The sequence below is a fragment of the Polaromonas sp. genome (genome assembly GCF_030682935.1).
GTDB lineage: Bacteria > Pseudomonadota > Gammaproteobacteria > Burkholderiales > Burkholderiaceae_C > Polaromonas.
Genome location: NZ_JAUXNA010000254.1, coordinates 1 through 1,493, shown reverse-complemented (window position 1 = coordinate 1,493; position 1,493 = coordinate 1). Strand labels below are relative to the sequence as shown.

Here is a 1,493-nt window from a genome sequence, read left to right as displayed (position 1 = left end):
CAGGGCTTTCCTCAGCCACCACCCGGCACGCGCCGGATCAATGTTGAAATTCCACGCTAAACCCCATGACTAAAGCCACCCGCATCATCGCCATCCGCCACGGCGAAACCACCTGGAACGTCGACACCCGCATTCAGGGTCACCTGGACATCCCGCTCAACGACACCGGCCACAGCCAAGCCAGGCGGATGGCGCTGGCCCTGAAAGACGACCCCATCACGGCCATTTACGCCAGCGACCTGACCCGCGCCTGGGAGACGGCGCACTACCTTGGGCGCGCGCTGGACATGGAAGTGACCAAGGAAGCAGGCCTGCGCGAACGCGGCTTTGGCGACTTCCAGGGCAAGACCTTTGCCGAAATTGAAGCGCTGCTGCCCGAGCAGTCCGAGCGCTGGCGCAAGCGCGATCCGGAATTTGCACCGCCAGGCGGCGAGTCGCTGCTGGCCCTGCGCAGCCGGGTTGTCGAGGCGGCCGAGCGGCTGGCCGCGCAGCACCCGGGCGAGCTGATTGCGCTGGTAGGCCATGGCGGCGTGATGGATGTGCTGTACCGCGCCGCCACCCGGCTGGACATCCAGGCGCCGCGCACCTGGGCCTTGGGCAACACGGCCATCAACCGCCTGCTCTGGACCCCTGAGGGCTTCACGCTGGTGGGCTGGGCCGACACCCAGCACCTCGACGACGCAGCACGCGATGACACCCTGTTGGCCGTCGCAGCCAACGATCCACGCGGCGCATGAGCACCCTGGCGCCCCGAGGGGGCGAACTGCTGGGCAAGCCGGTCAACGACATCGACACGCCCGCCCTGGTGATTGACCTGGACGCGATGAAGCGCAACCTGGGCCGCATGGCCGAGTTTTCCAAAAAGCACAACATCCGCTGGCGACCCCATGCCAAGCTGCACAAGAGCGTGGCGCTGGCCAAAATGCAGATCAAGGCCGGCGCGGTGGGCGTGTGCGTGCAGAAAACCGCCGAGGCCGAAGTCATGGTGGCCGGCGGCGTCTACAACGTCTACATCAGCAACCAGGTGATTGCCCCCGGCAAACTCGCACGGGTGGCGGCGCTCACGCAAAAGGTGGCGGCCCATGGAGGCCAGCTGGCCCTTGCGGTGGACAGCACCGAGGGCGTGATCCGGCTCGCGCAGGCCATGACCGAGGCCAGGGCCGACACCGGCGTGGGCACCGTGATTGACGTGTTTGTCGAAATCGATGTGGGCCAGGGCCGCTGTGGCGTCGAACCCGGACCTGCGGCGCTCACCCTGGCGCTGGAAATCCGCAAACATCCGGCCCTGCGCTTTGCCGGTCTGCAGGCCTACCACGGCAAGGCCCAGCACCTGCGCCGCGCGCAGGACAGGCGCGAGGTCATCGCCCAGGCCGTGGCGGCCGTTCAACTCACACGCCAGCTGATCGAATCCCAGGGCATTGCGGTGGGCCTGGTCACCGGCGCGGGCACCGGCAGCATGGTCCTGGAAGCGGCCAGTGGCGTGTATGACGAGT

Annotated in this window: 2 protein-coding genes; both read left to right on the top strand. The window is 67.3% G+C overall.

What is annotated here, in order from left to right; translation table 11 throughout:
* Positions 1 to 65: 65 nt before the first annotated feature.
* Positions 66 to 737: a histidine phosphatase family protein gene (locus Q8K05_RS11630; protein WP_305246763.1), complete on the top strand. Its 672-nt coding sequence runs from the start codon at positions 66 to 68 to the stop codon at positions 735 to 737.
* The coding region (locus tag Q8K05_RS11625) for an alanine racemase (RefSeq protein WP_305246762.1) at positions 734 to 1,493 on the top strand (760 nt) is incomplete at its 3' end. The genes Q8K05_RS11630 and Q8K05_RS11625, both read left to right, overlap by 4 nt.

Excerpts from the sequence above, each read along its gene's own strand:
- Q8K05_RS11630 (WP_305246763.1), top strand. The coding sequence starts at position 66 with ATGACTAAAGCCACCCGCATCATCGCCATCCGCCACGGCGAAACCACC.